General features: G+C 70.3%; 19 protein-coding genes. 7 read left to right on the top strand and 12 right to left on the bottom strand.

The window, feature by feature from the left end:
- The first annotated feature begins 25 nt into the window (after window positions 1-25).
- On the top strand, window positions 26-526 hold the full coding sequence (ybaK, locus tag VXC91_RS00425; protein ID WP_329504231.1) for a Cys-tRNA(Pro) deacylase: 501 nt from the start codon (window positions 26-28) through the stop codon (window positions 524-526).
- A 203-nt stretch (window positions 527-729) separates the two neighbouring features.
- On the opposite strand, the gene VXC91_RS00420 is transcribed toward ybaK, so the two are convergent.
- From VXC91_RS00420 to VXC91_RS00405, 4 genes are all read right to left on the bottom strand, one after another.
- Window positions 730-1413 (bottom strand): AAA family ATPase, encoded by a 684-nt coding sequence (locus VXC91_RS00420; RefSeq protein ID WP_329504230.1) that lies wholly within the window; start codon window positions 1411-1413, stop codon window positions 730-732.
- Between the two features lie 34 nt (window positions 1414-1447).
- Window positions 1448-2266 (bottom strand): ABC transporter permease, encoded by an 819-nt coding sequence (locus VXC91_RS00415; protein WP_329504229.1) that lies wholly within the window; start codon window positions 2264-2266, stop codon window positions 1448-1450.
- A 91-nt stretch (window positions 2267-2357) separates the two neighbouring features.
- Entirely contained in the window at window positions 2358-3329 is a 972-nt protein-coding gene (locus VXC91_RS00410; RefSeq protein ID WP_329504326.1) for an ABC transporter ATP-binding protein, read from the bottom strand.
- Window positions 3330-3438: 109 nt separating this feature from the next.
- The gene (locus VXC91_RS00405; protein ID WP_329504228.1) at window positions 3439-4653 is read right to left on the bottom strand and encodes an NYN domain-containing protein; all 1215 of its coding nucleotides are present in this window, start codon (window positions 4651-4653) and stop codon (window positions 3439-3441) included.
- A gap of 223 nt (window positions 4654-4876) precedes the next feature.
- Here VXC91_RS00405 and VXC91_RS00400 point away from each other — a divergent pair, with 223 nt between their 5' ends.
- Complete coding sequence (locus VXC91_RS00400) at window positions 4877-5056, top strand: hypothetical protein (protein WP_329504227.1); 180 nt, start codon at window positions 4877-4879, stop codon at window positions 5054-5056.
- A 117-nt stretch (window positions 5057-5173) separates the two neighbouring features.
- Here the strand turns inward: VXC91_RS00400 and dnaE are convergent, their stop codons facing one another.
- Complete coding sequence (gene dnaE / locus VXC91_RS00395) at window positions 5174-8713, bottom strand: DNA polymerase III subunit alpha (RefSeq protein ID WP_329504226.1); 3540 nt, start codon at window positions 8711-8713, stop codon at window positions 5174-5176.
- A 409-nt stretch (window positions 8714-9122) separates the two neighbouring features.
- Here dnaE and VXC91_RS00390 point away from each other — a divergent pair, with 409 nt between their 5' ends.
- The 4 genes from VXC91_RS00390 to VXC91_RS00375 all read left to right on the top strand — a co-directional run bounded on the left by VXC91_RS00390 (window position 9123) and on the right by VXC91_RS00375 (window position 13879).
- Window positions 9123-10457: a DUF2252 domain-containing protein gene (locus VXC91_RS00390; protein ID WP_329504225.1), complete on the top strand. Its 1335-nt coding sequence runs from the start codon at window positions 9123-9125 to the stop codon at window positions 10455-10457.
- Between the two features lie 83 nt (window positions 10458-10540).
- On the top strand, window positions 10541-11227 hold the full coding sequence (locus VXC91_RS00385; RefSeq protein ID WP_329504224.1) for a hypothetical protein: 687 nt from the start codon (window positions 10541-10543) through the stop codon (window positions 11225-11227).
- A gap of 74 nt (window positions 11228-11301) precedes the next feature.
- Window positions 11302-12114 carry a DsbA family protein gene (locus VXC91_RS00380; protein WP_329504223.1) on the top strand — a complete coding sequence of 271 codons (813 nt, stop codon included), beginning with the start codon at window positions 11302-11304 and terminating at the stop codon, window positions 12112-12114.
- 103 nt (window positions 12115-12217) lie between these two features.
- Window positions 12218-13879, top strand: coding sequence for an alkaline phosphatase D family protein (locus tag VXC91_RS00375; protein WP_329504222.1), 1662 nt, complete (start codon window positions 12218-12220; stop codon window positions 13877-13879).
- A gap of 19 nt (window positions 13880-13898) precedes the next feature.
- Here the strand turns inward: VXC91_RS00375 and VXC91_RS00370 are convergent, their stop codons facing one another.
- Complete coding sequence (locus VXC91_RS00370) at window positions 13899-14468, bottom strand: dienelactone hydrolase family protein (RefSeq protein ID WP_329504220.1); 570 nt, start codon at window positions 14466-14468, stop codon at window positions 13899-13901.
- A gap of 104 nt (window positions 14469-14572) precedes the next feature.
- Here VXC91_RS00370 and VXC91_RS00365 point away from each other — a divergent pair, with 104 nt between their 5' ends.
- On the top strand, window positions 14573-15679 hold the full coding sequence (locus tag VXC91_RS00365; RefSeq protein WP_329504218.1) for a mechanosensitive ion channel family protein: 1107 nt from the start codon (window positions 14573-14575) through the stop codon (window positions 15677-15679).
- Between the two features lie 12 nt (window positions 15680-15691).
- On the opposite strand, the gene VXC91_RS00360 is transcribed toward VXC91_RS00365, so the two are convergent.
- From VXC91_RS00360 to VXC91_RS00335, 6 genes are all read right to left on the bottom strand, one after another.
- Complete coding sequence (locus tag VXC91_RS00360) at window positions 15692-16432, bottom strand: SDR family NAD(P)-dependent oxidoreductase (RefSeq protein ID WP_329504216.1); 741 nt, start codon at window positions 16430-16432, stop codon at window positions 15692-15694.
- 83 nt (window positions 16433-16515) lie between these two features.
- Window positions 16516-18099 carry a Na+/H+ antiporter gene (locus VXC91_RS00355; protein ID WP_329504213.1) on the bottom strand — a complete coding sequence of 528 codons (1584 nt, stop codon included), beginning with the start codon at window positions 18097-18099 and terminating at the stop codon, window positions 16516-16518.
- An 87-nt stretch (window positions 18100-18186) separates the two neighbouring features.
- Window positions 18187-18654: a GNAT family N-acetyltransferase gene (locus tag VXC91_RS00350; protein ID WP_329504211.1), complete on the bottom strand. Its 468-nt coding sequence runs from the start codon at window positions 18652-18654 to the stop codon at window positions 18187-18189.
- A complete protein-coding gene (locus VXC91_RS00345; protein WP_329504209.1) occupies window positions 18651-19595 on the bottom strand; it encodes an RluA family pseudouridine synthase in 945 nt (314 codons plus the stop codon). The genes VXC91_RS00350 and VXC91_RS00345 overlap by 4 nt, the downstream gene beginning before the upstream one ends.
- A gap of 52 nt (window positions 19596-19647) precedes the next feature.
- A complete protein-coding gene (gene lspA, locus VXC91_RS00340; RefSeq protein WP_329504207.1) occupies window positions 19648-20274 on the bottom strand; it encodes a signal peptidase II in 627 nt (208 codons plus the stop codon).
- Between the two features lie 81 nt (window positions 20275-20355).
- Entirely contained in the window at window positions 20356-21303 is a 948-nt protein-coding gene (locus VXC91_RS00335) for a TraR/DksA family transcriptional regulator (protein ID WP_329504205.1), read from the bottom strand.
- Window positions 21304-21541 lie beyond the last annotated feature (238 nt).

Here is a 21541-nt window from a genome sequence, read left to right as displayed (position 1 = left end):
GCACGATAAGTGGGGAACGGCCGGGATGGCGAAGAAGACCAGGAAGCAGCAGCCGGGGGGAACCCCGGCGACGGTGGCGCTGGCCGCAGCCGGGGTGGAGTTCACGGTCCACTCCTACGACCACGACCCGTCGCACCCCTCGTACGGCGAGGAGGCGGCGGAGGCGATGGGCGTGTCCCCCGACCGGGTCTTCAAGACGCTGGTGGCGGACGTGGACGGCGCGCTGGTGGTCGGGGTGGTCCCCGTGGCGGGATCGCTGGACCTGAAGGCGCTGGCGACCGCGGTGGGCGGCAAGCGGGCCGCGATGGCCGACCCGACGCTGGCGGAGCGTACGACCGGATACGTGCGGGGCGGCATCTCTCCGGTGGGCCAGCGCAAGAAGCTGCGCACAGTGGTCGACGAGTCGGCGTCGTCGCACGCCACGATCTGCGTCTCGGCGGGCCGCCGCGGCCTGGAGGTGGAATTGACCGCCGACGACCTTGCGAGGCTCACAGAGGCGATCCTGGCGCCGATCGCGCGTGCGTGACCACTCGACGTACGGCCGTTCCTCGGCTAGTACGGAAACATGTCGAAGAGGACACGCAAGCGCAAATGGCGCATGAAGAAGGGTCACGCCAACCACGGCCATCGGCCGGCGTGACCACGCCCGACAACCAGAACAACGCCGAGAACAAGAACAGCGCCGGGCAGCTCGCCCGAGCTGCCCGGCGCCTCGGCCGCATCAAGGGGTCACGCCACCGGCGGTCCCCCGTAGGACGTCGCGTACGGGTCCGGATCGCGCGGGCCGAACAGACCCGTCAGGCCCAGGTGCACCACCAGCGCGGCCAGCGACCACGCCAGCAGCGCCCCCTTGGCGCCCAGCTTCAGGGGCGCGGAGAACGTCACTCCCTTGCCCACGGTCCTGGCGTGGGCGATCACGTTCTGTGTGGGTCCCAGCCAGACCCCGACACGCCATGCGAGCAGGGAACCGAGCAGCCCGCCCAGAGCGAGCGCCACGACCAGCGGGACACCGCCCCGCCGGCGCGCCAGGAAGACGACCAGGGCGCTGACGGCGCCGAAGCCCAGCGCCAGCAGGGTGAAGGTCCCGTCCACGCCGATGGCCTGCTCGCCCTCGGTGTCCTTCAGGTAGACGACCCAGCTCTTGTCGACCAGGTCCCCGACCAGCGGCACACGCGGCGCCAGCCACGCCCACAGCACCCCGAGCAGCACCCCGGCGAGCGCGACGCTCACCGTGATCACGGCTGCCTCCCGCACCTCCGTCTTCATGGCGGGCCCGCCATGACCGAACACGGACGTGGCACCGTGCGGGGCGGGTCCGGCTCCCGGACGGGCGGACACGGCATGCCACGCGTCGTGCGAAGAGTGCGGCGACTGTTCATGCGGCGGCGGAGGCGGAGTCAAGGGAGCGGTCACCTTCACATCCTGCCAGTCGTAGCTGTCAGAGGCGTCACCGGACGGCCGCCCGGCGGTACGCCCAGGTGGCCAGGGCGAGCGAGGCCACACCGACGGCGGCGCAAACGCCCAGGTCCCCGAGGACGAGCGCCCAGTCCGGACGCGCGCCGAAGGTCCGTGCGAGCGCCTCGACGCCGTAGGTGGACGGCAGCGCATCCCGTACGAGCTGCACGATCTCCGGCATCCGGTGGGCCGGCAGCACGCCCAGCAGCAGCGCCGCCGACATGCCCAGCTGTCCGAGCAGCGTGGCCAGTTCGGGGCGCGGCGCGAGCAGCCCGAGCGCGGCGCCGAGCCCGGACAGGGCGGCCCCGGCCAGCGGGATCACCGCGACGAGCACCCACAGATGGGCCAACGGCAGCCCGAAGAGCACACAGCCGAAGACAGCGGTCACCACCGTTCCGGGCACGGTGAAGGACGCGTACGCCCCCGCCGCCCCGAGGACCACCGCGGAGGCCGGCACCGGCAGCGTGGCGTAGTGGTCGAGCCCGCCGCTTGCGCGCAGCTGACCGAAGTACTGCGCCAGCAGGTTCAGCCCGACGTAGGCGACCACCAGTACGGACGACCCGGCGACCACGGACCGCGCGTCCGCCCCGCCGGACACGACCCCGCGCATCATGATCATGATGCCGATCGACTGGAACGTCGCCACGAACAGCAGCGGGATCCGCGCGACCCGCGCCCGGGAGAGCTGCGCGCGGTACACGGCGGCCAGCGACGGCCACAGTCGTGGCCGCGGCCCGAGGACCGCGGCGTCCTCGACGCCCTCGTCGGCCACCCCGACCCCGGGCAGAACCTCGGCGGGTACGACACTCACGTCGTGCTGCTCCTCTTCGTTGCTGCCGCCGCCCCGCCCGGCACGGACGCGACGCCCCTTGCGGTCCGTACGGACCCGACGATCCCAGCGCTCATCCCTTCACCAGCCCCCGGGTGCTGCCGCCGAGCGCCAGGTAGACGTCTTCCAGACTGGGCGTGGCCAGTGTGAAGTCGTCGAGGGCGGCGAAGGCGGCACCGCCCGTCACGGTGGCGACGGCCGCGCGCGCCTCCTCGGGGGCCATCCGCAGCGACCAGCGGCGCCCGGACTCCACGGCGCGGGCGCGCAGCGCCGCGACCTCCGGCACCTCGAGCGGCGCCTGCTCGCGCCACACGAGTTCGACCCGCACCTCGCCCGCCACGCGCTCCTTGAGACCGGCCGGCGTGTCGCAGGCGATGACACGTCCCCGGTCGAGAACGGCGACCCGGTCGAGGACCGTCTCCGCCTCGATCACGTTGTGGGTGACGAGCACCACGGTGCTCCCGCGCTCGGCGCGCCGCCGGTCCACGGCGGCCCACACGGACCGCCGGGCGACGGGGTCCATCCCGGCGGTCGGCTCGTCGAGCACGAGCAGCGGCCGCTCCCCCACGAGCGCGGCGGCGAAGCACGCGAGCCGGCGCTGGCCGCCGGAGAGCTTCTTGAGGGGCCGTGAGGCGACCGGCATGAGCCCGAGCTCCTCGAGGACGGCGTCCCGCTCCTGACGCGCCCGCCGCACATCGAGACCGCGCAGTCGCCCCGTCGTCTCGGTGGCGAGCGAGACCGTCAGCTCGTCGAGCGCGGTGGACTCCTGCCCCAGGTAGGCGAGGATCCGCGCGGCCCGCTCGGGGTGGCGCACGATGTCGTGTCCGAGGATCTCGATGCTGCCGCGGTCGGGACGCATCAGCCCGGTCAGCTGCCGTACGAGGGTCGACTTTCCGGCGCCGTTCGGCCCGAGCAGCCCGAAGATCTCCCCACGCCGGATGTCCAGCTGCACGTCGTCGGTGGCGCGCACCTCGGGCGACCCGGGTGTGCCGCGCCGGCCACGCACTGCCGGATAGGTCTTGGTCAACCCCCGCACGGCGCACACGACGGCGCCACCCTGCCGTTGTGCCTGTGCGGTGCGCGTACTCACAAAGGACGAGGGTACGGGGTACCGCCCGTCGCCAGGCTCCCGGGGCCCGACGGCCCCGCGTGCCCTACTGCCCGGCAGATGCATGCTCCGTCGCGGTGCGCTGGTCGATCTCCCTCCAGAAGCCCGCCCGGATCGCGTACCGGTCGTGCTCGTCGATCTGGTCGTCCTTGTGCGCGAGCAGGCCGAACCGCGCCGCGTAGCGGAGCAGTTCCCCGTCGATACGATGCGGCACGCGCGGATACATGCCCGACAGCTTCGGCAGGTGCGTCTGGTCGGCGAGCCGCCCGATCCACCGCCGTGCGAACACCTGTCCCACCTCGTAGGGGTCACCGCCGACCGTGGTGATGTCCTCCTCCCGGTCGGCCCACCGCTGCTCCGCCGTCGTCAGCTGCGCCAGCGTCGGCAGGGAGGCGGCTTCCGGCGACTCGGCCGCGACGGACCGGTCCACCCAGCCCTTGTCGGACGACCATCGCAGCGTGGCCCCGGCGGGCTGCTGGACCGTCTGGGTGCCCTGCCCCCTCAGGGTCGCCAGATCCTTCGGGGTGGGGACCCCCTTGGAGGTCGACACACGCTCCTGGACGCCGTTCGGCGAGGCGGACGCCGAGACGTGTTCCGGCTCGGCGTCGGGCCGCTCCGTCGCGGCGGTGAGCGTCGGCTCGGGCAGCGGCGCCGACAGGATCGCGGCGATCTCCGGCCGCGGCGCCGGCGGGGGCGCACACACCCCGCCCAGTTCCTTGGCCTGTACGGCCTTGGTGATCCAGGTCCGGTCGAGCACGCGCCGCTCGTCGGCCTCGGCGACCAGGTCCTCGGACTGGTTGTAGTCACCGTCGGCGGCCTGCACGGCCCACAGGTGCACGGCGACCCCGTGCTCCTTCGCGGCCATCATGCCCGGCAGCAGATCTCCGTCACCGGTGACGAGCACAACGTCCGAGCAGGCGCGATTGCGGGCCAGCTCGGTCAGTTCCGCGTGCATCGCGGCGTCGACGCCCTTCTGCGCCCATCGCCCGTCGCTGCGGGTCAGCGCGCCCAGGCGCACGGTCACCCGGGGCATCACACGCAACCTGCGGTGCTCCGGCTGCGGTACCCGGTCAGGGGCGCCGTCGAACCAGTAGATGCGCAGCAGCGGCCGTTCGGTTTCGGCCTCGGCACGTTCACGCAGCCCCAGGATGAGAGCGGCGTGGTCGACGGTGATCCGTGACCTCGAGGGCTCACCGGCGAGGAGACTGGCGGCAGCCCCGAGCAGATACCCGGCGTCCACCAGGACGATGCAGCGGTCCACGCGTTCCACCCTCTTTCCGGGAGGTTTGCTTCGGGCTTCCTTCGAGTCTGCCCGACCGCCGGGAGGTTAACGGCCCGAACTCGATCTTCGGCGTGGCGGAATGCGGACACGACCCCTCCACTGCCTTTATCACGCACGGTAATTGCACGACATGCGTTCTTTATCAGCCTATGTGAATCTGGTCCCGGCCCTGGCCCCTAGATCCCCCACAGGAGGCATCACCATGGCCAAGAACAAGAACCGCAAGCAGGCCGGCCCCCAGCACCGCTCCCCCCAGCCCGAGCAGGCGCAGGAGCAGACGCACAGGCCCGCGGCGGAGGCGCATCAGTCTCCTATGTCGCCGGCCCAGGGCAGCCCTGCGGATGTTGCCCGTAAGAAGCAGAAGAGCTTCGGCCACAACTGAAGGGCGTACCAGGGCCGTTGAAGCCCCGGAACACACCGAGGGGCGCACCTGTGCACGGGTGCGCCCCTTACGTGTCGCGGCTCGGTCCACCGGGCCGCGGGTCCCTCACGGGGGCAACTAACCGGCCAGGCAGGAGGGGCCGAGCAGGACCTTCAGGTCGCCGTAGAGCGCCGGGTCCGGCTTGACCCGGTGCCGGTCCAGACGCAGGACGGTCGTCCTGCGCGGGCCCTGGAGCTTGATGCGGACCTCGCTGTCGCCCTTGTGCTGGCTGAGGATCTCACCGAGCCGGCTCACCATGGGCGGTGTCACCTTCACCGCCGGGATAATGAGCACCACGGGCGCGTTGGTGCCCGCGTTCGACAGGTCGGGAACCATCAGTTCCATCGCGACCAGCCGCGGCACGTCCTCGCGCTTGTCGAGACGGCCCTTGACGAACACGACGGCGTCCTCGACGAGTTGGGTCGACACGAGCTGGTAGGTCGCCGGGAAGAACATGCACTCGATGGAGCCGGCGAGGTCCTCGACCGTCGCGATCGCCCAGGCGTTGCCCTGCTTGGTCATCTTGCGCTGCAGGCCGGAGATGATGCCGCCGATGGTGACGACCGCGCCGTCCGCGTGCTCGCCTCCGGTGAGCTGGGCGATGCCCGCGTCGGCCTTGTCGGACAGCACGTGCTCCAGACCGAAGAGCGGGTGGTCGGAGACATACAGACCGAGCATCTCCCGCTCCTGTGCGAGCAGATAGGTCTTGTCCCACTCGTCGTCCGTGAACGCGACGTCGAGGCCGAAGCCGGGCTCGTCGTTCTGCTCCTCGCCCAGGCCGCCGAAGAGGTCGAACTGCCCCTCGGCCTCCTTGCGCTTGACCGCGACCACATTGTCGATCATCGGCTCGTACTGCGCGGTGAGGCCCTTGCGGGTGTGTCCCATCGTGTCGAAGGCGCCCGCCTTGATCAGCGATTCCGTGGTGCGCTTGTTGCACACCACCGCCTCGACCTTGTCGAGATAGTCCGGGAAGGACGCGTACTTCCCCTTGGCCTTGCGGCACTTGATGATCGACTCGACGACGTTCGTACCGACGTTGCGCACGGCGGAGAGGCCGAAGAGGATCACGTCGTCGCCCTGGGCGGCGAAGTTCGCCTCCGACTCGTTGACGTTGGGCGGGAGCACCCTGATGCCCATGCGGCGGCACTCGTTCAGGTAGACGGCCGACTTGTCCTTGTCGTCCTTCACCGAGGTGAGCAGCGCGGCCATGTACTCGGCGGGGTGGTTCGCCTTCAAGTAGGCGGTCCAGTACGACACGAGGCCGTACGCCGCCGAGTGCGCCTTGTTGAACGCGTAGCCGGCGAAGGGGACCAGCACGTCCCACAGGGCCTGGATGGCCTCGTCGCTGTAGCCGTTCTTGCGCGCGCCGGTCTGGAAGATGGTGAAGTTCTTCGCCAGTTCCTCGGGCTTCTTCTTGCCCATCACACGGCGGAGGATGTCGGCCTCGCCGAGCGAGTAGCCCGCGATGATCTGGGCGGCCTTCTGCACCTGCTCCTGGTAGACGATCAGGCCGTAAGTGACGTCCAGAACCTCCTTGAGCGGCTCCTCGAGCTCCGGGTGGATCGGCGTGATCTCCTGCTGGCCGTTCTTGCGCAGCGCGTAGTTGGTGTGCGAGTTCATGCCCATCGGGCCCGGGCGGTACAGGGCCGAGACGGCGGAGATGTCCTCGAAGTTGTCCGGCTTCATCAGACGCAGCAGGGAGCGCATGGGCCCGCCGTCGAACTGGAAGACACCGAGGGTGTCGCCGCGCTGGAGCAGGTCGAAGCTCTTGGGGTCGTCCAGCGGGAGGCTCAGCAGGTCGATGTCGACGCCCTTGTTGGACTTCACCATCTTGACGGCGTCGTCCATGATCGTCAGGTTGCGCAGACCGAGGAAGTCCATCTTCAGCAGGCCGAGCGACTCACAGCTCGGGTAGTCCCACTGGGTGATGGTCACGCCGTCGGTGTGCCGCACCCAGACGGGCACATGCTCGGTGATGGTCTCGCTGGACATGATCACGCCGGCCGCGTGCACGCCCATCTGCCGCACCAGGCCCTCGACGCCCTTGGCGGTGTCGATCACCTTCTTCACGTCCGGCTCGTTCTCGTACATCCCGCGGACCTCGCCCGCCTCCGAGTACCGGGGGTGGCTGGAGTCGGTGATGCCGGACAGCGGGATGCCCTTGCCGAGGACGTCGGCGGGCATGGCCTTGGTGATGCGGTCGCCCATCGCGTACGGGTAGCCCAGCACGCGCGCGGAGTCCTTGATGGCGTTCTTGGCCTTGATGGTGCCGTATGTGCCGATCATGGCGACCTTGTCGGCGCCGTATTTCTCCGTCACGTACCTGATCACCTCGACGCGCCGACGCTCGTCGAAGTCGATGTCGACGTCCGGCATCGAGACGCGCTCGGGGTTGAGGAACCGCTCAAAGATCAGACCGTGCGGGATCGGGTCGAGGTCGGTGATCCCCATGGCGTAGGCGACGATCGAGCCGGCCGCGGAGCCTCGCCCGGGACCGACGGCGATGCCGTTCTTCTTGGCCCACATGATGAAGTCGGCGACCACGAGGAAGTAGCCCGGGAACCCCATCTGGATGATGACGTCCATCTCGTACTCGGCCTGCTTCTGGCGGTCCTCGGGGATGCCGCCCGGGAAGCGGCGCTCCATGCCGCGGCGCACCTCCTCCTGGAACCAGGTGACCTCGGTGTAGCCCTCGGGGATGTCGAACTTGGGCATGAGGTCGCGCTTCTCGAACATGCCGGTCGTGTCGACCATCTCGGCCACGAGGAGCGTGTTGGCGCAGCCTTCCTGCCAGGCGTCCGAGGAGTCGATGGCGTACATCTCGTCCGTGGACTTCAGGTAGTAGCCGGTGCCGTCGAACTTGAAGCGGTCCGGGTCGGAGAGGTTCTTGCCCGTCTGGATGCACAGCAGGGCGTCGTGGGCACCCGCCTCATGGGCGTGTGTGTAGTGCGAGTCGTTGGTGACCAGCGGGGGGATGCCGAGCTTCCGGCCGATCTCCAGCAGGCCGTCGCGGACCCGGCGCTCGATCTCGATGCCGTGGTCCATCAGCTCCAGGAAGTACTTGTCCTTGCCGAAGATGTCCTGGTACTCGGCGGCCGCCTTCAGGGCCTCGTCGAAGTGGCCGAGACGCAACCGGGTCTGCACCTCCCCCGAGGGACAGCCCGTGGAGGCGACGATGCCCTCGGACCACTGAGCGATGGTCTCCTTGTCCATGCGGGGCCACTTCTGCAGCCAGCCCTCGGCGTACGCGTCCGAGGACAGACGGAAGAGATTGTGCAGACCGGTCTTGTTCACCGCCCACATCGTCTTGTGGGTGTAACCGCCGGAGCCGGAGATGTCGTCCCTCTTCTGGTGCGGCTGGCCCCACAGGATCTTGCGCTTGTTGCGCCGGGACTCGGGAGCGACATACGCCTCGATGCCGATGATCGGGGTGATTCCGGCCTTCTTCGCGGAGTGGAAGAAGTCGTACGCGCCGTGGAGGTTGCCGTGGTCGGACATGGCGATGTGCGTCATGCCCATCTCGTTGCACGCGTTGAACATGTCCTTCAGCCGCGCCGCACCGTCCAGCAGCGAGTACTGGGTGTGGACGTGCAGGTGCGTGAACGGCGGCTTCGACACGGCTTCGGCCTCCCATAGGCAGTGTGGGTGGTGGTCGGGTGACGGGCGGGCAGTGTGGCGCGGAGCGCCTCGTCGAGGGGCGGTGGTCGGGTGACGGGCGGGCAGACGTCAACGGCGGTCCGACAGGCTGCGGACAGTCTGGGGGACAGCGTCGAAGTCTATGCCTCGGCACTGACACCCGAAGGCCTTCCACGCGTACCTTCATCCGAGGGACACGGACCGCGCACCCGCGCCTTCACGCGGCGAACACGGACCGTGCACCCGTATCTTCGTGCGACGGACACGGGCCTCACCGCCCGTGTCCTCGTGCGAAGGTCACGGGCACTCCCGCGTACCGTCGTCCGTTGGAAGGGGACGGACGACTCCGTCCCACACGTCACGCACCACCTGCACCTGGAGGCACCCAGCGATGTCGGTTCCGCAGCTCAGCGCCGAGCAACGCGGCGAGGAGATCCTCGCCGTCTTCGACACCGCCTTCGGCGAGCTGCTCGCCGCCGACCCGGCCGCGTTCCGCGTGAAGTTCCGCAAGATGGCGGCTTCCGCCTTCGCGTTCTACCGGGGCACGGCGTGCCTCTTCTACCACGACCTCGACGCCGAGAAGCGCGGCGGCCCCTACCTGGACGACCGCACCTCCCGGGTGTGGATCCACGGCGACCTGCACGGCGAGAACTTCGGCACGTACATGGACTCCACGGGCCGCCTGATCTTCAATGTGAACGACTTCGACGAGGCGTACGTCGGCCCCTTCACCTGGGACCTGAAGCGCTTCGCCGCCTCCATGGCACTGATCGGGTACGCGAAGGCGCTCAGCGACGGGCAGATCACCGAGCTGGTCAAGGTCTACGCGTCGGCCTACCGCGAGCGCATCCACGCCCTCGCGACCGGCGCCAAGAGGGACGAGGTGCCGCCCTTCACCCTGGACACCGCACAGGGGCCGCTCCTGGACGCGCTGCGTGACGCCCGTTCGCTGACCCGCTTCGGGCTGCTGGACTCGATGACCGAGATCCGCGAGTTCGAGCGACGCTTCGCACCGGGCGGCGGCTCCATCGAGCTGGACGCCGCCACCCGGTACAAGGTGCTGGCGGCCTTCGACGGCTACCTGGAGACGCTGCCGGAGTCGTCTCTGGCGCGCCCGGACTCCTACCGCGTCAAGGACGTGGTCGGCCGCCGTGGCATCGGCATCGGCTCCGCAGGCCTGCCGTCGTACAACATCCTTCTCGAGGGCAACAGCGACGCCCTGGAGAACGACGTGGTGATCTACATCAAGCAGGCCCAGACCCCGGCCGTCTCCCGTCACATCACCGACCGGGCGATCCGTGAATACTTCCAGCACGAGGGCCACCGCACGGTGATCTCCCAGCGCGCCCTGCAGGCGCACGCCGACCCGTGGCTGGGCTGGACCGAGCTGGACGGTGCGGGCCAGCTGGTCGCCGAGGTGTCGCCGTACGCCGTGGACCTGGACTGGGGCGACATCGACGACCCGGAGGAGATCGCGGCGGTCGTCGCCGACCTGGGCCGCGCCACCGCCACCATGCACGCGGCCGCGGACGACCAGTCCGGCGAGTCCCTGGTGCCGTTCTCCACGGAGCGGGCCATCGACGCGGCGATCGCCGCCGACGAGGCGGGCTTCCCGGAGCTGCTGGCCGACTTCGCGCACGAGTACGGGGCACGCGCGCGTGCCGACCACCAGATCTTCGTGGATCTGTTCCGCAACGGCCGGATCCCCGGTCTGCAGGCCTCCTAGACCGCTCCCCGCACAACGCTCCCGTAACGCCTGGCCCCCCTTTAAGGGCCCCTTACGGGAGCGCATGCGACACTCTCACCGCTATGGACATATCCGGGACCCAGCTCAGAGCCGTACGCGCGGCGCTGTTCACGACCATGGTCGTGACGCTCAGCACCGCGTCGCACGTGCTGCTGTCCGAGGTCCCGCTGCCGATGGGGACGGTGGCCGTGATCGCCGGCGCCGTCTTCGTCGTCTCGTACGCGCTGGCGGGCCGCGAGCGCGGCTTCAGGAAGATCGCGGCCCTGCTGGTGCCCCTGGAGCTGACCGCGGACACGGTGTTCACCGCGGGCCAGCACGCCTGCTACGGCAGGGTGGGCGGCCCGGTCACCGGTCCGCTGCGCTCGGTGGGCCTGGACGTCCTGTGCAGCGGCGGCACCCTGGCCACTCCGCTGACCCGGGTCACCGGTACCGGCAGCGACCGGGTCGCGGCACTCCTCACGCACGCCGACCCGGCCACCGCCTGGATACTGCTGGCCGCGCATGTCAGCGTGGGGCTCTTCGCGGCCTCCTGGCTGCGCAGGGGCGAGCGGGCGCTGGCCGATCTGCTGCGCGCGGCGGCCGCAACCACGTTCCGGCCCCTGCTGGTCGCCGTCGCCGCGGTCGCGGTGCGGCTCTCCCCCTCCTGCCGGGCTCCGCGCCCCGTCCACCGCGCCGCCACCACCCGTACCCACCTGTTCGTGCACTCCCTGGGACGCCGGGGTCCTCCGCGCTCGGTCGCCTTCGCCTGAACCACCCGAGCACCGGAAGACCCCCCACACATCCCGCGCACCATGCGTGCGCACATCCCCATGGAGATCACCCAATGAGCAAGCGGAACAGCCAGCCGGCGAAGACGGCGGCCCGAGAGCGGCTGCGTCAGGAGCGCGAGCGTCAGGCCAAGCGCGACAAGACGAAGCGGCAGGTCATCGTCGCCGCCTCGGTCGTGGCGGTCCTGGCCGCCGCCGGCGGCATAGGCTACGCCGTCGTCCAGAACAACAAGCCCGGCTATTGGGAGGCGGCGAAGGACGACAAGCTCGTCAAGCCGGCCAACACCAGCGGCGCCGACGGCACGACCGTCGTCATCGGCAAGAGCACCGCCCCGAAGACCCTCGAGATGTACGAGGACCCGCGCTGCCCGATCTGCGCCCAGTTCGAGCAGACCGTCGGCGCGACCGTGAAGAAGGACGTCGACGACGGGAAGTTCAAGATCCAGTACGTCGGTGCCTCGTTCATCGACAACAACACGCAGGGCGAGGGCTCCAAGAACGCGCTGAGCGCCATGGGCGCCGCGCTCAATGTGAGCCCCGAGGCCTTCCTGGAGTACAAGGCGGCCCTGTACTCCAAGCAGTGGCACCCCGACGAGACCGACGACAAGTTCAAGGACGACAGCTACCTGATCAAGGTCGCGGACACGGTGCCGGCCCTCAAGGGCAACGCCGCCTTCCAGAAGGCCGTGAAGGACGGCACCTACGACAAGTGGGCGCTGGACATGTCCGGCGCGTTCAACAAGAGCGGTGTGCAGGGCACTCCGACCCTGAAGATGGACGGCAAGACGATCACCGGATCCGACGGCCAGAACGCGCCCATGACGGTGCCCGAGTTCACCACGGCGATCGACAAGGTGCTCCAGGGCTGACACCGGCCCGGGGGATCCACCCCGGGGACCGGCAGACAAAGAGCGGGCGAACTTTCCACGTTCGCCCGCTCTTTATGCGTACCGGTCAGTAATCTGATCGGCCGTGACCAGTCGACACAGAGCATCCGAGAGTGGCAACTCCCTCTCCCCGCGCCGCCGTACGGTCGTCAAGGCCGCTGCCGCCACCGCCGTCCTGGGCGTTCCGCTCGCCGCCGCCCTCCCGGCCCGTGCCGCCACCGACGCTCCCGCCTTCCTGCACGGCGTGGCCTCCGGAGACCCGCTGCCGGACGGCGTCCTGCTGTGGACCCGGGTGACCCCCACCGCCGAGGCGCTGCCCGGCTCCGGGATCGGCCCGGACACCGTGGTGAGCTGGGTCATCGCCAAGGACAAGGCGCTGACGAACATCGTCGCCAAGGGGTCCGTCACCGCCGCTGCCGCCTCCGACCACACGGTCAAGGCGGACATACGCGGTCTCGAACCCGCCACGGACTACTGGTTCCGCTTCTCCGCCGGCGGCACCGACTCCCCCGTCGCCCGCACCCGCACGGCCCCGGCCGCCAATGCCTCGGTGTCCGGACTGCGTTTCGGCGTGGTCTCCTGCGCGAACTGGGAGGCCGGTTACTTCTCGGCGTACCGTCACCTGGCCGCCCGGGGCGATCTGGACGCGTGGCTGCACCTGGGCGACTACATCTACGAGTACCAGAGCGGCGAGTACGGGACCCGGGGCACAGTCGTCCGCCCGCACTCCCCGGCCAACGAGATCATCACGCTCGCCGACTACCGGACCCGGCACGCCCGTTACAAGACCGACCCCGACCTCCAGGCCCTGCACCACAAGGCGCCGGTCATCGCGATCTGGGACGACCACGAGTTCGCCGACAACACCTGGTCGGGCGGCGCGGTCAACCACACGGAGGGCGCCGAGGGCACCTGGACCACCCGTAAGGCGGCCGCCAAGCAGGCGTACTTCGAGTGGATGCCGGTCCGCCCGGCGATCGAGGGCACCACCTACCGCCGGCTGCGCTTCGGCAGGCTCGCCGACCTCTCGCTGCTCGACCTGCGCTCGTTCCGCTCGCAGCAGGCGTCCACGGCCAGCGGTTCGGTCGACGACCCGAACCGCACGATCACGGGACGCGCCCAGCTCGACTGGCTGAAGGCGGGCCTGAAGGCCTCGGACACCACCTGGCGACTGGTCGGCAACTCGGTGATGATCTCGCCCTTCGCCATCGGCTCGCTCACCGCGGACCTGCTCAAGCCGCTGGCGAAGCTGCTGGGCCTGCCGCAGGAGGGCATGGCCCTCAACACCGACCAGTGGGACGGCTACACGGACGACCGCCGGGAACTCCTCGCCCACCTGCGGAACAACGCCATCAGGAACACGGTCTTCCTCACCGGCGACATCCACATGGCGTGGGCCAACGACATACCGATCGACGCCGGCACCTATCCGCTGTCCCCCTCGGCCGGCACCGAGTTCGTGGTCACCTCGGTCACCTCCGACAACCTCGACGACATCGTCAAGGTCCCCGAGGGCACCGTCTCGGCGCTGGCCTCCCCTGTCATCCGCGCGGCCAACCGGCACGTGCAGTGGGTGGACACCGACCGCCACGGCTACGGCGTGCTGGACATCACCGCCGAGCGGGCGCAGATGGACTACTACGTCCTGTCCGACCGCACCAGCCCGAACGCCACCTCCTCGTGGGCGCGCTCCTACCGCACCCGCAGCGGCACGCAGAAGGTCGAGCGCGCGTACGACCCGGTGTGACCCCCGCCGGGTAGACCGCTCACAGACCGTCGAGGAAGCCGAGCGCCACCCGCCAGGTGGTCTCGGCCGCCTCTTCGTCGTAGTCCGGCAGATCGGGGTCGGTGTAGAGGTGCCCGGCGCCGGCGTAACGGTAGATCTCCACATCGGCTCCCGCCTTGCCCATCTGCAGGTACCAGGCGGTCAGCCAGTCGTCCGTCTCGAACGGGTCCGGCTCGGCGACATGCAGCTGGACCGGCAGGTCGTCCACCGAGGCGCTCGGCGCGATGTCCGACGTACCGTGCAGCAGCAGCAGCCCGCGGGCCTTGCCGTCGCCGAGCGCCAGGGTCTGCGCGGTGGCGGCACCCAGGGAGAATCCGGCGTACACAAGCCCTCGCTCCGAGTACGGCGCGGCGGCCAGGACGGCCCGCTTGAGCAGCTCCTCCTTGCCGATCTCGTCCTTGAACGCCATGCCCTCCTCGACCGTCTCGAAGGTACGGCCGTCGAACAGGTCGGGTGTCCACACTTCGTGCCCGGCGGCGCGGAGCCGGTCGGCGGCGGCCCGGACCGCGGGCCGCAGTCCGTACGTCGAGTGGAAGAGCATGATGTTCATGAGCCCATGGTGCCAGCCGGGACGGACGGCGCCGTCGGCAGCGCGTAGCCGGGTGGATCCAGGTCGCATGTTCATCTTCGCGTCGTCCGGTTACGTTCCAAGGCATGGAGAACGTACTGCGCCCGGTGATCGTCGTCGGCGGCTCGGTCGTGCTCACACTGCTCATCGGGTGGGGCACGGACCTCCTGCTGCGCAAGGCGAACGGCCGGCACCCCGAGACCCCCCTGTGGGGACTGCTCCGTCGCGGCCGCATCCCCTACCAGCTCGTCCTGTGCGCGGCCCTGCTGAGGGGCTCCTACGACCAGGCGAAGCTCCTCGAGGCCCACCGGGTCGGCGTCGGCCGGACCCTGACGCTGGTGCTGATCGGTGCGGCCGCATGGCTGGTGATCCGGATCGCCGCCGCGGTCGTGGAGACCTCGTACACCCGCTATGCCCGCGCCCACCCCGATGCGGCCCGGGTCCGCCGGGTGCGCACCCAAGTGTCGCTGATCATGCGCGTGGTGGCAGCGGTGGTCGGCGTGATGGCGGCCTCCGCCATGCTGCTGACGTTCCCGGCGATGCGGGCGGCCGGCGCGTCGCTGCTCGCCTCGGCCGGCATCCTCGGCATTGTCGCCGGTGTGGCCGCCCAGTCCACGCTCGCCAACCTCTTCGCCGGGCTGCAGATAGCGTTCGGCGACGTGGTGCGGCTCGGCGACACGGTCGTGGTGGACGGCGAGTGGGGCACCGTCGACGAGATCACGCTCACCTTCCTCACGGTGCGAACCTGGGACGAGCGCCGGATCACCATGCCGGTGTCGTACTTCACCTCGAAGCCGTTCGAGAACTGGTCGCGCGGCAGCCCCCAGATGACGGGCATCGTCCACTTCCACGTCGACCACGCCGCGCCCGTGGAGGCGATGCGCGAAAAGCTCCGCGACATCCTGCGCGAGTGCCCGGCCTGGGACGGACGTGCCCTCGGCCTCCAGGTCACCGACACGACGCCCAACACCATGCAGGTGCGGGCGCTGGTGACGGCGAAGGACGCGGACGACATCTGGACGGTCCGGGTCACGGTCCGCGAGCAGATGATCCGCTGGCTGGCCGAGGAGCACCCCTACGCGCTGCCGCGGGTCAACACGGCGGACGCGGTACCACCGCCCAGCAGGAACGGCCAAGGGTCGCCCGAAGCGGCCCGCAGGGCGTACGAACCGCCGCGGACGAGCCGGGGCTGAGACGGCGGTCCGTCAGTGTCCGTGCTCGGCACCACCGTTGACCTGAATCACCTGCGCGGTGATGTGTCCCGCTCCGTGGGACGCCAGCCAGTGCAGGGTCTCGGCGATGTCGCCGGGCGTCCCGGCCCGGCCGGTCGACGTCTCCGCGATGAGCCGTCGGCGCCGCGCCGGGTCCATCGCCTCGCCGAAGATCTCGGTGTCCTCGACATAGCCGGGAGCGACCACGTTCACCGTGATCCCGCGCGGTCCCAGCTCCCGGGCCAGGTCGAAGGCGTACGGGTGCAGGGCGGCCTTGGACGCGGCGTACGCTCCGCTGCCGGAGCCGCGGTAGGCGGCGATGGAGCTCAGGAACAGCACGCGCCCGCCTGGCGAGGCGAGCCGGTCGCGCAGCGCCTCCGTGAGGAGGGTCGCGGTCAGCACGTTCAGCCGGAAGTTGACGGTCCAGGCGTGCGCCACGGCGTCGAGCCGGTCCTCGGTGTCGGCCGCGGGCTCCGGATTCCCGGCTCCGCCCGCGCTGTTGACGAGGACGTCCACGGTGCCGAGCTCGTCGGCCACGAAACGGGCCACCCCGCGCACCGCGTGGGGGTCGCTCAGGTCGGCCGCGTAGGTGAGCGCGCCGGGCAGCTCGGCCTTCTCCAGGACCTCCGGCCGCCGGCCGAGGAGCAACACCCGGTCCCCGTCCGACGCGAAGGCTCGCGCCGCCGCGAGCCCGATCCCCGTACCGCCGCCACTGATCACCACATTGCGCGCCATGATCCGATCGTACAAAGCCGGGCAACCGCGGGGCGGTTGTTTCTCCCGGGCCCCGGCACGAGTCGTCGGGTCCTGCGCAGCCGTCAGCGCAGGCTGCGCACGTCCAGGTGGCGGAGCACCCGATCGACGACCTCCGGGTCCGCCCCCGGTTCGCTGCGCGCCGCCAGCACCTCGTGCCGGGCCGCGCTGAGCATCTCCCCCTGGATCCGGCGCAGCCGCTTCAGGCGCTTGACGCGCTGCTGGTGCGCCTCGCGCCGCTCCTCGTCCGCGAGTTCGGGGCTGATGCGCACTCCGATGTCGGAGGCCCGCCGCAGCAGTTGTTCGGACAGTTCCTCCGGCAGTTCCTCGACGTCCTCGATCTCCTTCAGCCGGCGCTTCGCCGCCTTGGCCGCGCGGACCGCCAGCGCCCGTTCGAACTCCTTCTCCCTCACCGTGTCGGCCCGCACCCCGAGCCTCTTCACCAGCCACGGCAGCGTCAGCCCCTGGAGCACCAAGGTCGCCATGATCACCCCGAACGCGATGAAAATGATCTCGTCCCGGGCGGGGAAGGGCGACCCGTCGTCCATGGTCAGCGGAATGGCCAGGGCAAGCGCCACCGAGGCCACGCCGCGCATTCCCGACCACCACATCACGACGGTCTCCCGCCACGACATGGGAATGTCCTCGTCGTAGTCCCGCATGGCGTGCAGCCGCTTGGTCAGCCAGGTCGCCGGCAGCAGATACACGAACCGCACGAACACCACGACACCCACGATCGCCGCGGCCCAGACCAGCATGTGGTCCCACCGCCCGGACGCGGTCCGGATCGCCTGGTGCAGCTCGAGCCCGATCAGCCCGAACGCGATCCCGGTGACGAGGGTGTCGATCACCTCCCAGAACGTGTGCCCGGCCAGGCGCATCAGCACGTCGTCCGGATCCCGGGCCTCCGCCAGGAACAGCGCGGTGACCAGCACGGCCAGGACGCCGGAGCCGTGCAGTTCCTCGGCCAGAACGTACGACCCGTACGGCACCAGAAGGGTCAGCCCGACCTGCAGGGTGGCGTCGTTCAGCAGGTCCAGCAGCTTTCTGGCGGCCCAGCCGAGCACGAGCCCGACGACCAGGGCGACGATCGCGGAGAGCACCAGTTCCAGCAGGGCGTTGGGCAGTGAGAACGTTCCGCTCACGGCGGCGGCGATCGCGACGTGGTACAGCACGATCGCCGTCACGTCGTTGAACAGGCCCTCGCCCTCCAGGATCGAGACCAGCCTGCGGGGCAGTCCGAGCTGACCCGCCACGGCGGTGGCCGCGACCGGATCGGGCGGCGCGACCAGCGCGCCGAGGACGACCGCGGCGGCGACCGGCAGCCCGGGCACGATCGCGTGGGCCACCGCGGCCACACACATGGTGGTGACGAACACCAGCGCGACGGCCAGCAGGAAGATCGGCCGTTTGTTGGCCGCGAACTGGCGCCAGGAGGTACGGCGCGCGGCGGCGTACAGCAGCGGCGGCAGCAGCGCGGGCAGGATCAGCTCGGGCGGGACGTTCACGTTCGGCACGAAGTCCAGCAGTGCCAGCACGATCCCGAGCAGCGTCATCAGCACCGGAGCCGGCACCCCCAGCCGGTCCCCGACCGGGACACTGACCACGGCCCCGAGCAGCAACAGGAGCATCAGGGCCAGTTGATCCACGGTGAGCGCTCCGGCGGTTCGACGATCACACGGCAGACCCCAAGCCTGCCACGTCACCCTCCCGCGGGACCGTCCGGCGCTCCCCGGCTACACAGGGCGCCGCATCGCGCGATGCGGTATCCCGGCATCCGGGAACTCCGGCCCGTACGCCTCGTATCCCAGCCGCTCGTAGAACCCCAGTGCGTGCGTCTGTGCGTGCAGGTCCACCGCCGTGAGGCCACGTGCGCGTGCCGCGTCCTCGATCGCCCGGACCAGCGCCGCGCCGACGCCGAGACCTCGCGCTTCACGTGTCACCGCGAGACGCCCCAGGGACCCCACGGACGGATCACCGCCGTTATTCGCCGCGGCCGCCTCCCCGGACAGCAGGCGCCCCGTGCCGAGCGGCACGCCGTCCTCCCGCACGGCCAGCACATGCACCGCGTCGGCGTCGTGGACGTCGTACTCGATGTCCTCGGGAACGCCCTGCTCCCTCACGAAGACCTCCTTACGGACCGTGAAGCACGCCTCACGGTCGGCGGGGTCCTCGGCTGTGCGCACCACGTACGCCGCGGTCATGCCCAGCTCTCCTCACGTACCTTGTCCAGCGCCTTCTGCAGGTCGGCGGGGTAGGCGCTCTCGAACTCCACCCACGTTCCGGCCCCCGGATGCTCGAATCCCAGGCGCACGGCGTGCAGCCACTGGCGGGTCAGGCCGAGCCGCTTGGCGACCGTCGGGTCCGCACCGTAGGTCAGGTCGCCGACGCACGGGTGCCGGTGGGCGGCCATGTGGACCCGGATCTGGTGGGTGCGCCCGGTCTCCAGCTTGACGTCGAGCAGGGAGGCCGAGCGGAAGGCCTCGATCAGGTCGTAGTGCGTGACGGACGGCTTGCCGTCGGCCGTGACCGCCCACTTGTAGTCGTGCGTGGGGTGCCGTCCGATGGGCGCGTCGATGGTTCCGCTGGTCGGATCGGGATGACCCTGGACAAGCGTGTGGTAGCGCTTGTCGACCGTGCGCTCCTTGAACTGCCGCTTGAGCGACGTGTACGCGTGCTCCGACTTGGCCACGACCATCAGGCCCGAGGTGCCCACGTCGAGGCGGTGCACGATGCCCTGGCGCTCGGCGGCGCCCGAGGTCGAGATGCGGTACCCGGCGGCGGCGAGACCGCCGATCACGGTCGGGCCCGACCAGCCCGGCGACGGATGCGCGGCCACACCGATCGGCTTCACGATCACGACCACGTCCTCGTCGTCGTGCACGATGTCCATGCCCTCGACCGGCTCGGCGACCACCTGAACCGGCGCGGGTGCCTGTGGCATCTCGACCTCGAGCCAGGCCCCGCCGCGCACCCGCTCCGACTTGCCGACCACCGTGCCGTCGACCTGCACCTTGCCCGCGGCGGCCAGCTCCGCCGCCTTCGTGCGGGAGAAGCCGAACATGCGGGAGATGGCGGCGTCGACGCGCTCGCCCTCCAGGCCGTCCGGTACGGGCAGGGTACGGATCTCGGGAAGCGTGCTCACCCGTCGAGTATGCCGGACGGGTCGGACAGTGCCGTACGAGAGTCCCGGCGGCTCAGTCCTTGTGGACCGTTCCGTCCGGGTCGAGCCCGCGGAAGGACAGCAGCACGATCAGGATGCCGCCGCACACGATCGCCGAGTCGGCCAGATTGAAGACGGCGAAGTCCTTCGGCGCGACGAAGTCGACGACCGCGCCCTCGAAGACGCCCGGCGAGCGGAAGATCCGGTCGGTGAGGTTGCCCAGGGCGCCGCCGAGCAGCAGGCCGAGCGCGACCGCCCAGGGGACGCTGTAGAGCTTGCGCGCGAGGCGGGCGATCACCACGATCACGGCGGCCGCGATCACCGTGAAGATCACAGTGAAGGCCTCGCCGAAACCGAAGGCCGCGCCCGGATTGCGAATGGCCTCGAGCTTCAGCCAGTCGCCGATGACCTCGATCGGCGCGTGGTGCTCCAGCTTCGCGACCACGATCAGCTTGCTGACCAGGTCGAGGGCGTAGGCGAAGGCCGCGACCGCGAACAGGACCGTGATCCGGCGCTTGCCCTTGGGGCGCTCGGCGACACTGGACCCCGCCTCGTTCGCGCCGGAGCCGTCCGCCGGGGCCCGTTCCTCGGACTGCTCCGGCCCGGCCCCCGACGCGTCTGGGATGTCCGGCGTACCGATGATGCGCTCCGCCTCTGCCACGTGAATCCCTCAACCTAGGTGCCTGACTGAGGACGAGAGTACGGCACCACCCGGCTCCACCAGGTGTTCAGGAGAGGATCACTACCGACGTTCCTGCTTCTGCTTGCACTCCACGCACAGCGTGGCGCGCGGGAAGGCCTGCATACGGGCCTTTCCGATGGGGTCGCCGCAACTCTCGCACAGGCCGTAGGTGCCGGCGTCGAGGCCGTCCAGGGCGCGTTCGGTCTGCTCCAGCATCTCCCGCGCGTTGGCGGAGAGCGCCATCTCGTGCTCGCGCGTGATGTTCTTCGTGCCCGTGTCCGCCTGGTCGTCGCCGGCGCCGTCCCCGGAGTCGCGCATCAGCCCGACCAGCGCCTGCTCGGACGCGTCGATCTCGCCGCGCAGCCGCATCGCCTCGGACTCGAGCTCCGCGCGTGCCTCCGCCACCTCCTCGGGAGTCCACGGGTCCTCGCCGGGGCGCACCGCCAGCTCGCCGGGCTCCACCGCGGCGAACCTCGCCTTGGGAACCGCGGTGGGGTTCGTCGCCGCTGTGGCCGTGCCAGGAGTCTTCTTCGCAACCACCGTCGTGGCTCCCGTCTGCTTCGCGACCTTTCCCGCACCCGCCTTCTTGGCCGTGCTCTTCTTGGCCGCACTCTTTGTGGGGATGCTTTTCGTGGTGCCGCCCCTACCGGCAGCGCTCTTCGGGGCCGTGGCCTTGGCCGCGGCCGTCTTCTTGGCGACGGCCTTCTTGGCTGCTGCCTTCTTGCCCGGTGCCTTCTTGGCGGCGGACTTCTTCGACGAAGCCCCCTCGGCGACGGTGCCTTCCGCCGCCTTCTTGGCGACGGGCTTCTTCGCCGCTGTCGCCTTCCTCACCACGGTGCTGGTCACCGCTGCCTCCTTGGCGCCGGGCCTCTTCGCTGCCGGCTTCTTGGCGGTGGTGGCGGTCACCGCCTTCTTCTTGCCGGCCGCCGACTTCTTCCCCGCCGGTCCCTCGGGACCGCCGTCCTCCTGTCCTCGGCCCTTCCTCCCGGCCGTTCTCTTCGGAGCCACCGCCTTCCCGGCGTCTCCGGCCTGGTCCTGCTTCCTGGCGGCCGGCTCCCTGCCGGCCGTCCCCCCGGCCGATCTCCTTCCGCCGGCCGTCTTCCTGCCGGCCGTGTCGGAAGCCGATCTCCCACCGGCCGTCACGGCCGTCGCCGATGTGGCCGCCGCCTTCTTCGTGGGCGCCCCACGGGAGGCGCCCGCGGTGGCGGCGGGCTTCTCGGAAGGCGTCTTCCGAGCCGCCGTCTTC

It is taken from the genome of Streptomyces chiangmaiensis (assembly GCF_036281785.1).
GTDB classification, from domain to species: Bacteria; Actinomycetota; Actinomycetes; order Streptomycetales; family Streptomycetaceae; genus Streptomyces; species Streptomyces chiangmaiensis.
This window is presented reverse-complemented; position numbering and strand designations above follow the sequence as displayed.

What these genes read in the sequence shown, in the direction of transcription:
- ybaK (WP_329504231.1), top strand. Translation starts at nt 26, where the DNA reads ATGGCGAAGAAGACCAGGAAGCAGCAGCCGGGGGGAACCCCGGCGACG.
- VXC91_RS00400 (WP_329504227.1), top strand. Translation starts at nt 4,877, where the DNA reads ATGGCCAAGAACAAGAACCGCAAGCAGGCCGGCCCCCAGCACCGCTCC.
- VXC91_RS00390 (WP_329504225.1), top strand. Translation starts at nt 9,123, where the DNA reads ATGTCGGTTCCGCAGCTCAGCGCCGAGCAACGCGGCGAGGAGATCCTC.
- VXC91_RS00385 (WP_329504224.1), top strand. Translation starts at nt 10,541, where the DNA reads ATGGACATATCCGGGACCCAGCTCAGAGCCGTACGCGCGGCGCTGTTC.
- VXC91_RS00380 (WP_329504223.1), top strand. Translation starts at nt 11,302, where the DNA reads ATGAGCAAGCGGAACAGCCAGCCGGCGAAGACGGCGGCCCGAGAGCGG.
- VXC91_RS00370 (WP_329504220.1), bottom strand. Translation starts at nt 14,468, where the DNA reads ATGAACATCATGCTCTTCCACTCGACGTACGGACTGCGGCCCGCGGTC.
- VXC91_RS00365 (WP_329504218.1), top strand. Translation starts at nt 14,573, where the DNA reads ATGGAGAACGTACTGCGCCCGGTGATCGTCGTCGGCGGCTCGGTCGTG.
- VXC91_RS00360 (WP_329504216.1), bottom strand. Translation starts at nt 16,432, where the DNA reads ATGGCGCGCAATGTGGTGATCAGTGGCGGCGGTACGGGGATCGGGCTC.
- VXC91_RS00350 (WP_329504211.1), bottom strand. Translation starts at nt 18,654, where the DNA reads ATGACCGCGGCGTACGTGGTGCGCACAGCCGAGGACCCCGCCGACCGT.